The sequence below is a fragment of the Chlamydiota bacterium genome, assembly GCA_016178055.1.
Taxonomy (GTDB): Bacteria; Auribacterota; JACPWU01; order JACPWU01; family JACPWU01; genus JACOUC01.
In genome coordinates this window covers 21726-30412 of record JACOUC010000070.1, presented here as the reverse complement: position 1 = coordinate 30412, position 8687 = coordinate 21726, and the positions used below count along the sequence as shown (strand labels likewise).

Below are 8687 nucleotides of genomic sequence, written 5' to 3'. Positions count from 1 at the left end.
TCCCTCTGGCTTCACTCGGTTCGTTGCCTCTCCAAGTGCAGAGTTCAGTTCTGAGTCGGTGGTTAGCCTTTACTCAGGCTCCTTATTTCGGCTTGCTTTTGTTGGCTTGCTTGGCGCACTGAACTTTAAACTTTGAACTTTCTGTCATCCCCCCACCTACTGTACCACCAGAGGTGGGTCCGACTTTGTCGGACGACCCGACCCCACCACCTCTCGTACTGCCAAAAGCAGGTCCACCTTTGGTGGACTGCCCTAAAGGGCCAACGAGAGGTGGTGGGGCGAAGGGTCAACAGTAGGTGGGGGGATCATCCCCCTTCTTGAGTCAACATGATTTGACCGGGTTTTGGAGGAAGATTATAAATTTCAGTTGGATAAAACTCTGCTAAAAATCGAATCAACGTTCTTACAGAAATCACATTAACCAAATCACCTTTTTCATCCACAAGAGGAATGTGATAGAAACGGCGCTCTCCCATCACATCGATGGCTCGACCGACTGAATCCTGTAAGCTTAAAGTGGGTGGATCCGCTGTCATAAATTCAACAATAGATCTTTTCTCGTCCACATCCCTTCCTAAAATTTTTAGGACCACATCTGTTTCAGTAAAAATGCCTACCGCTTTCTTGTTTTCAGCAACTACAATATAGCCAGATTTTTTCTCTTTCATCAGGGCCATTGCACTTGCAAGTGATATTTCAGGGGTTGCCTGAACCAGACGTGGATTGACAATTTCAAAAATCTTTTTTTCTTTAAGAAGCGCTTCAACTGTTCTCTCTGTTTTTGGACGCATGGGAGTAACCTCTTCCTCAGATTAAAGAAATAATGAAGGACATGCTATCAAAGAAAGTCCTCAATGAAAATAAGGAATAATCCCCTTGAATTTTGAACTTGTCTTGTCTTTGTTGTCTTTAAACTTTAAACCGTAGTATCGCCCCCACCCCTCCCCATTCCTTTGCTCGACCATTTTTATCCCAAACATATTCCACTTTACATCCTTGTCCAACCACAGCTTCAATGAGGTCGTCAATTAAATCTGGAATAGGATGAAGCGGTTCTTTGCAAAGAGGGCACTCCTTATTATCTCGGTCAAGATAGTGACATTTTAAACATTTCATTCCTGGAACTAAATATTCTTTACTGACGACCAGACTATGAATCTGTCCCCTTCGAAAAGCGGCCAATGTTCCCAAAACACCACTGACAGCCATCTTCTCACCCGATAATTCGTTTAATCTTTTGAGCAAATCTTCCCCTTGGCGTTTTAAAACATCATGTTCGATCACCAATGATTTCTCTAAAACCTCCTCTTTTGAAATATGCAAATCTGTTTCAAGATGCCCAATCATTCGCTCTTTTAAAAAGGGATGTAACGCTTTTTCAAATTCTGAAAAATCTGAATGATGCCCTCCTAAAATCATCCAATCAAAGTGATACTGTTTAAAAAGATCCATGAGTGCCTCAGATGCTTTTTTAAAATGGCGATGAATCTCCTCCGTCAAATGCCGCTCGATTTTATTATCGCCATAACCTTTCCATCCCCCGACTCTTTCCTTCTTAGAAAATTGATCCACAATTTGAGTATGTTCTTCAATTTCTCCTAAGAAAATCTCGAAAGTTCTAGCCTTGGTTTTATCCACCAACACCGTACAAAACCTGCGATACTCATCAAAAAGATTCATCAAAGGACGGATATAGGCCGTTCGATCGACAACCAATAAATTTTTAACCTTACGTGGCAAGGAATAAACCTGCCAAAAATCTTTCCCAAAACAAGAAAAAATGGCTAACCCCTTCTTTCCTTTCCAGTCCAGTTCTTCTTTAACGTACTGACGAATTCTTTCACTATCTTTTTCCAAAGACACTTTATGGGCTTTATCCTTTGAGAAAGCCTCAATCTCTTTTTCTCGCTCTTTAAACAGATCTTTCACAGTATTTTCATAATCCTTTTTTGAATAGCGATTACCCTCACCCCCTAGATAAAGATTAACAATCGGTTCCGTGCCTTGTTTCATTTCAATCAATTCTTCAATTTGTCGAAAACTGATCATATGCATCTCCTTTCAAAAATCAAAACTCTCCCACATTCTTATTATAACCTATCTTGGCCTCATTTTTGCTATAAAATAGCCCGTCTCATTTTCACTTTCTCTTGACCCAACTCTTAAACCAAAATATCCAGCGCTTTGCCCAAGAATATTCACTGGATAAAATAGCGAGGCCACTCAAAATCATTAAGATTCCTTGAAGAAAAGGAAGAAAAAGGCCCAGAATTCCACCCATAATAAGCAACCAACCTGATGTAATTTTGAGCCAATGCTTGATGACAGAATTGAATTTAAACATGATGAATTTTAATGGATGATTTTTTGATATAATAAGACAGTTTTTCTTAAATGAAAGAAATAAAAAATGAAATATCAAAATAATACATTCAAATTTTTAGTTGCTTTTCTGTTGTCCAGCATTCTACACACAGCCGGAATCGCCCTTTTTGCTGAGAATTCATTTTCTCCTAATCTTCCTTCTGTCCATCTCCATCCAATTCAAAATAAAGAAGATCTTACTTTAGAGTTTTTGCCTGCTCCAGCACACGCTACAGAGCGAAAACCAGAAGGTGAAACAACCGCTGTGTCTGAAAAAAATACTGCAGCCAAAAATCCTAAAGAAAATCCAAAATTACCCAAGGGAGATCCTTATCAGGAAGGATTTGTGGAGCATAAAAGCATTGCTCGTACTGAATCCAGCTTATCTTCAAACTTGCAGCCACGAGAAAAACCAGTTCGCGAGAAAAAACCAAAAGCAAAACCTATTAAAAATAAATCTCAAGAAGTCTTGAAAGAAACTTTAAAAAAAGAACCCGTTCAGAAAGAAACTTCAGCAGTAAAAGCTCCACCCCCTAAACCAGCCGTAGAAGATTTAGCGATTCCCCATCCTAGGAGTCAGGATGATTTTACCAGTCCCCCTCAAAGGCAAATCTTAACTGCGGCCGACATTGTAGATGAATGGAGCTATAATGCAAAGTCTAATGCCGTTGCCAAATATTTTTCTAAAGAATTTAAAAAGATTTCTTATCTTTGGAATTTGGAACTTTATTCCTCTCATGAATTTTCAAGTGGATTACCCCCCAAAATTAAACGAACGGTGGTCGCCTTTAAAATCCTGCCTAATGGAAAAATTAGTGATTTACAGGTTCTTGAAAATGAAGGGAGTGACCTTGCGATACGCTATCCAATCAGTGCAATTGAAAAAACAGCTCCGTTTGCGCCTCTCCCTCAAGATGTTCTTTCATATATTCGAACCGATGGATTATGGATTCGCATTGAATTTAATTATACCGGAACGAAGTCAAAGCATTAGCTATATTTGTATGTTACTCCAAAGCCGCTGCTCGGATTTGTCCATTTCACATATCGACTGGCGACTTGACAAGTTCCACACTCAAGACAATTCTCATGGTTGATAATACACTCACCTGAAGTGTCATGAAGAATGAAGACCTTTGCTGGACATAAGAAAAGAATAGGTTTGATGGGATCTTTTTTAAAGGATTCTTGATCAATCGCAATATGACTTTTCTTGTCAAAATTGCGTTGAACTAAAAAAAGTCGATCCTCCATTGAAATTTTAGGAATAGAAGCCATAGAGACCTCCATTGTTATATCAGTTTTCGTGCACGAATTAAATCTCTCACCATCCTAGAGATCTTGATCTTTTTTCTCGCTTTTCGAAAAGCATCTTTCTTGAGTTCATTTTTTGAACGGCCATCGACGGTGAAATATTCAACAAGAAAATCAAGCGTCATTTCGGGATAAGTACTTAAGTATTCGCGATGGTCCCGCATCACTCCTAAAAAATCACTGTACTGGCGCATGTCTTTTAGGACAAATGAATCTTCTAGCTTTTGACGATAGATCGAAAGAGTTTGAACTGAAAAATCGCTTTTCTTTTTCGCCTCTATGGCTGTTTCTCCTGCAAAAAATCCAGAGGCCATAGCCATATTCGTTCCTTCCTGAAAAATGGAATTATTAATTAATCCTGCCGAATCCCCTACTAACAACATGCCATCGCGCATCAGTCTGGGCAAATTCTTATAATTATCCTCAGGAATCATATGTGTTGAGTATTCAATCACCTCTCCCCCCTCAAGGAGAGGGGCAATCACCGGATGAGACTTCATATGGTCCAAAAGATCATAGGGGGCCATTTTTCGGTCAATCAAGTCCTGCATTTCACACCCAAGTCCAACCGCAATCGAATCCTCGTAGGTATAAAGAAATCCTGTACCCAAGGCTCCCTTAACCACATCGCCTAAATAAATAATTGCAACGCCTTCTTTCTCTCTCACATTAAAGCGATCCTGAATTTTTTCTTTACTCAGACGAATGACTTCTTTCACCGCTACGGTGCGATTGACGGGATTCATCTGGCTTTTTCCACTTCTTAAACCCGCCTTTTCTGCCAACATGGAATTAGCCCCTTCAGCACAAATAATTAAAGAGGCATACAATTCATCAAACTCTCTTTCAGATTGCCCACGAGCCTTGATTCCAATAATTTTTCCATCCCTTTCAATTAAATCGTCTACCACCACTTCCGTGAGCAATTGAGCGCCCGCCTCTTCAGCCTGAGTTGAAAACCAGCGATCGAATTTGGAGCGCATGACTGTAAAAGAATGATTGAAAGGCGTTTGATTATAGCGATTAGACCAAATATCTAGGGCAATCTCAGATTCAGGGGAAACATAAGAAAAACGTTTTTTTGAAATGTGACGTTCGAGAGGGGCCTTTTCAAGAAAATCTGGAACAACTTTTTGAAGTTCAGGAGTCAATAAAATTCCACCAAAGAGATTTTTAGAGCCAGGATGGTTCCCTCGTTCTAGAACGACTGTCGAGAGGCCTGCTCGTGAAGTGGTAATCGCTGCAGCAATTCCTGCAGGACCTGCCCCCACCACAATAACATCAAAGGTCTCAGAGGCCATATGCTATAGCCTACAATGTTCAGGATTGAGCGTACAGAAAAAAATCAACAGACGGGTCACGGGTAACGGGTTACCGGTAACCCGTTACCCGTGACCACTAAAACAAAGGTTTCAAAATTTCAAATTTAACGAGAATCCATATGACGCCTGTATAGAGAAGAGAGACTGAAAAAGAAATAAATATTTCTCGCCTTGAAACCTTTTTCATGAAAAAAGCAAACCGCCATCCGAGGTACATGAGAAGGAAACCTAGAAGATTCGTGAACCAATAAAAGAAAATAAAATATTTTCCAAAAGCAGCTTGATCTTGACGTGCGACAAAACCAGCCAACAACCAACTGAGAGGTAAATTGATAAACCAGTCATTCCACCAAGTGAGCGGAGACAAAATCCACCCCAAACCAATCAAAATGCCTCCCAACGTTCTTCGTAATCCATTTTTGAGTGTTTTTCTACTGCATATCATATTTTTCCTGTACGCTCAATGCTATACCTTGTACGCTATCGTTATGAATTTTACTTTAATTTTTCAAATATTCCTTTTATTTTTTCTCGTGTGCGCTGTCGGTTTTTGTTTTAAACACAAACGTGCATCAAGAATTTATGGGCATTTTTCGAAAAATATAACGGCGGTGTTTGCTCTATTTGAACTTCTAACCTTAATTTCACGGGGAATAGAAAATACCGTTTGGATCGTTGCTCTCCATATTATAACAATCTTTTTTTATCTTATCTCTGGAATGCTGATTTCACGGCGCCTAAATCAACCCAGTCTCCCTTTCATTATTTACTTCACTCGACCTAAAAAACATCCCCTCCCCTTTGGTTTTTATAAAATATTTCGAGTGATAGGTGTTTATGCCCTTACGGTTTGTCTATTGACCTTTTTTCTCTTTCAATGGACCCATCCTCAAGTGGCAAGTTTTCTAAGAGACAGCCTCACGAGTCTTAATGCTTCAAAAATTCACGTTGAACTAAGTTCCATCCTTATTTTTACGACCGTAGCCTTTTACGAGGAAATAGTTTTTAGGCTTTTTATACAAGGATTTGTAAGATTTATTTTTAAGAAATATACATGGAACGGGGTCGTTGCCATTTTATTTTCTTCCCTTCTTTTTTCACTGGGACATTTTGGTATTCTTGAAACGTGGTGGGTAAAATTTGTTCAAACCTTTGTGATTGGAATCATTCTAGGTAAACTCATGAAAAAATATGGAATGGAAATTTCCTTTGCTGTTCATACCATTCTTAATATTTTTGCTCTGTATACAGCCCCACTACTACTTCAATCCTAATCCTAGTTTTTTCTTACCCCTTACAACTCTTTTGGGATCATCAGTCACGACACCCTTCACCCCTAAGCGAATAGCCTTACAGAGGTCTTTTTTTGTATTCACCACCCAAGTCATTACATCTAAAGAATGGTCCTTAGCCTCTTTCATTAAGGATGGGTTTAACAAAGAAAATTGAGGACACAAACAATCTAAATAATGAAAATGGTCTTTTCGCGAGGCATTTAATTCTTCTAATTTAGAAAAATTTAAACCTGTCATATATTTTGGATTTTTTTTCTTAATCCATCGGATTACCTTGTAGTCAAAAGAAACTAAAATAGATCGGTCAATTAATTCTAATTTTTTGAGAACATTCATCGTTTTTTGAGCAAGTAAATGCATTTGAGTTTCCAAAGAAAAATTTCCCTTTAACTCAATGTAAAAGAGACTTCTTTTTCCTAAACTTGTTAAAAGTTCCTCTAAAGTAGGAATCTGAATTTTTCTCGAAATTCCAAAGGGATACCCCAAATCTAATTTTTTTATATCTCGAGCGAAATAATCTTTAAAAGAACCTTTCTGGTGAGTAAGCCTCAATACTTTTTCGTCGTGAAAGACAAAAACTTGATAGTCTCGGCTTAAACGTACATCACATTCAATCCCATCGGCTCCAGCATTCATCGCTTCCTTAAAACTTAAAAGGCTATTCTCTGGAAATCGTAATGGAGAGCCCCGATGACCAAAGATAAGTAGATGGGACTTTTCAAATGCATGTGTGAGCATCGTGTTTTCTCAATAAATCAAATATCAAACATTAAATATCAAAATTGCGGTAGAGATTTATTAAAAAAAATTCCTGAGATGATTAAATTTTTAAATTTTAATTTGTCATTTTGATATTTGCATTTTGATTTTTGGTTTTAATTGGAAACCAACACTTTCTGAACCGCCATACACCAACCCTGATAAAGTTTTTTGATCTCTACGTTTTTCATTTTTGGTAGAAAGGATCGATCTTTTTTTCTCAAAGAGCATAGTTCTTGTTCATTTTCCCAAAAACCTATCCCGAGTCCAGCCATCCAAGCTACGCCCTGTCCAGTGGTCTCAATCTCTCGAGGGCGACTGACTCCTGCCCTAAGAATGTCGGCTTGAAATTGCATTAAAAAATTATTTTTAGAGGCACCCCCATCGACTCTTAATTCCTTAATAGGGATATGAACTTCTTTAGACATCACCTCCAGAACATCTTTCACCTGATAAGCAATTCCTTCTAAGGCAGCCCTCACAATATGGGTTTGAGAGGTTGAACGTGTGAGCCCAAAAATGGCTCCTCGGGCATGTGGGTCCCAGTAGGGAGATCCTAGACCTGTGAAAGCAGGAACAAGGTAAACCCCCTCATTACTTCTTAAACTCTGAGCAAGGCGGCTTGAGTCTTTTGAATCCTTTAAAGCCTTTAATTCATCCCGAAGCCATTGAATAACAGCTCCTCCGATAAAAACACTTCCTTCAAGGGCATAACCCATGCGATTCTTCCCAAAGCAAGCCGCGGTCGTAATCAGCCCTTTCTTGGATAAAACAAATTTTTTACCAAGCGACCATAAAATAAAACATCCCGTTCCATAGGTATTTTTAATCATTCCAGGTTCAAAACAGGCCTGGCCAAAAAGGGCTGCCTGCTGATCACCGGCAATACCCATCATTGGAATTCCAGATGGAAGCTTCCCAATCTGAGCGGTTACACCAAAGTGATCAATAGAGTCTTGAATGCAAGGTAACATTTGATGAGGGATTTTAAGCGCCGTCAATATTTCATCATCCCATTGCCCTTTTCTAAGATTTAAAAGAAGGGTTCGAGAAGCATTGGTTAAATCCGTTGAATGTGTTTTTCCCCCTGTCAGTTTCCACAAAATCCAACTATCGACTGTGCCAAAAAGAATTTCCCCATTCTGAGCACGTCGCTTCAAATGAGGCTCATGCCGAAACCTCCACAAAATTTTTGTTGCCGAAAAATAGGGATCGACCACAAGTCCTGTTTTCTGATGGAAAAAGTCATCGCCAAAAGATTTTCTTAATTCTTCGCAAATGGCAGCGCTCCTTCGACATTGCCAAACAATAGCCGGTCCCAGAGCTTTTCCTGTTTTGGTTTCCCAGAAAAGAGTCGTTTCCCTCTGGTTGGTAATACCGATGGCAGCAATAGAATAAGGACCTTTTATCTTTTCAAGGACTTCCTGAATAGAGATAAAAACCGTCTGCCAAATTTCTTCAGGATTTTGCTCCACCCATCCGGGCTTAGGATAATGCTGACGCAAGGGTCTAGAAGCAATCGCTCGGCAGAAACCTGAATGATCAAAAACAAGAACACGTGAACTAGAGGTTCCTTGGTCAATGGCAAGAATCAAAATTTTTTTCATAAGGATTTTTTACTGTTTATGATTTG

General features: G+C 39.2%; 10 protein-coding genes. 2 read left to right on the top strand and 8 right to left on the bottom strand.

The window, feature by feature from the left end; translation table 11 throughout:
- Positions 1–305 precede the first annotated feature (305 nt).
- From HYS07_10305 to HYS07_10295, 3 genes are all read right to left on the bottom strand, one after another.
- Positions 306–791 (bottom strand): CBS domain-containing protein, encoded by a 486-nt coding sequence (locus HYS07_10305; GenBank protein MBI1871571.1) that lies wholly within the window; start codon positions 789–791, stop codon positions 306–308.
- Between the two features lie 118 nt (positions 792–909).
- A complete protein-coding gene (locus HYS07_10300; GenBank protein ID MBI1871570.1) occupies positions 910–2049 on the bottom strand; it encodes a hypothetical protein in 1140 nt (379 codons plus the stop codon).
- 91 nt (positions 2050–2140) lie between these two features.
- Positions 2141–2344: a PGPGW domain-containing protein gene (locus tag HYS07_10295; protein MBI1871569.1), complete on the bottom strand. Its 204-nt coding sequence runs from the start codon at positions 2342–2344 to the stop codon at positions 2141–2143.
- A gap of 66 nt (positions 2345–2410) precedes the next feature.
- Here HYS07_10295 and HYS07_10290 point away from each other — a divergent pair, with 66 nt between their 5' ends.
- A complete protein-coding gene (locus HYS07_10290) occupies positions 2411–3358 on the top strand; it encodes a hypothetical protein (protein ID MBI1871568.1) in 948 nt (315 codons plus the stop codon).
- On the opposite strand, the gene HYS07_10285 is transcribed toward HYS07_10290, so the two are convergent.
- From HYS07_10285 to HYS07_10275, 3 genes are all read right to left on the bottom strand, one after another.
- Positions 3355–3642, bottom strand: coding sequence for a 4Fe-4S dicluster domain-containing protein (locus HYS07_10285; protein MBI1871567.1), 288 nt, complete (start codon positions 3640–3642; stop codon positions 3355–3357). The genes HYS07_10290 and HYS07_10285 overlap by 4 nt on opposite strands.
- A 14-nt stretch (positions 3643–3656) precedes the next feature.
- The gene (locus tag HYS07_10280) at positions 3657–4979 is read right to left on the bottom strand and encodes an FAD-dependent oxidoreductase (protein ID MBI1871566.1); all 1323 of its coding nucleotides are present in this window, start codon (positions 4977–4979) and stop codon (positions 3657–3659) included.
- A 97-nt stretch (positions 4980–5076) separates the two neighbouring features.
- A complete protein-coding gene (locus HYS07_10275; protein MBI1871565.1) occupies positions 5077–5445 on the bottom strand; it encodes a hypothetical protein in 369 nt (122 codons plus the stop codon).
- Between the two features lie 166 nt (positions 5446–5611).
- Between HYS07_10275 and HYS07_10270 the strand changes: the two genes are divergently transcribed.
- On the top strand, positions 5612–6274 hold the full coding sequence (locus HYS07_10270; GenBank protein MBI1871564.1) for a CPBP family intramembrane metalloprotease: 663 nt from the start codon (positions 5612–5614) through the stop codon (positions 6272–6274).
- On the opposite strand, the gene HYS07_10265 is transcribed toward HYS07_10270, so the two are convergent.
- On the bottom strand, positions 6260–7033 hold the full coding sequence (locus HYS07_10265) for a glycerophosphodiester phosphodiesterase (protein ID MBI1871563.1): 774 nt from the start codon (positions 7031–7033) through the stop codon (positions 6260–6262). The two genes, HYS07_10270 and HYS07_10265, sit on opposite strands and share 15 nt — an antisense overlap.
- Positions 7034–7170: 137 nt before the next feature.
- Complete coding sequence (gene glpK, locus HYS07_10260; protein MBI1871562.1) at positions 7171–8661, bottom strand: glycerol kinase GlpK; 1491 nt, start codon at positions 8659–8661, stop codon at positions 7171–7173.
- Between the last annotated feature and the right edge of the window lie 26 nt (positions 8662–8687).

Bases quoted from the DNA above. Each gene is read 5' to 3' on its own strand.
- HYS07_10305 (MBI1871571.1), bottom strand. From the start codon at position 791: ATGCGTCCAAAAACAGAGAGAACAGTTGAAGCGCTTCTTAAAGAAAAA.
- HYS07_10300 (MBI1871570.1), bottom strand. From the start codon at position 2,049: ATGATCAGTTTTCGACAAATTGAAGAATTGATTGAAATGAAACAAGGC.
- HYS07_10295 (MBI1871569.1), bottom strand. From the start codon at position 2,344: ATGTTTAAATTCAATTCTGTCATCAAGCATTGGCTCAAAATTACATCA.
- HYS07_10290 (MBI1871568.1), top strand. From the start codon at position 2,411: ATGAAATATCAAAATAATACATTCAAATTTTTAGTTGCTTTTCTGTTG.
- HYS07_10285 (MBI1871567.1), bottom strand. From the start codon at position 3,642: ATGGCTTCTATTCCTAAAATTTCAATGGAGGATCGACTTTTTTTAGTT.
- HYS07_10280 (MBI1871566.1), bottom strand. From the start codon at position 4,979: ATGGCCTCTGAGACCTTTGATGTTATTGTGGTGGGGGCAGGTCCTGCA.
- HYS07_10275 (MBI1871565.1), bottom strand. From the start codon at position 5,445: ATGATATGCAGTAGAAAAACACTCAAAAATGGATTACGAAGAACGTTG.
- HYS07_10265 (MBI1871563.1), bottom strand. From the start codon at position 7,033: ATGCTCACACATGCATTTGAAAAGTCCCATCTACTTATCTTTGGTCAT.
- glpK (MBI1871562.1), bottom strand. From the start codon at position 8,661: ATGAAAAAAATTTTGATTCTTGCCATTGACCAAGGAACCTCTAGTTCA.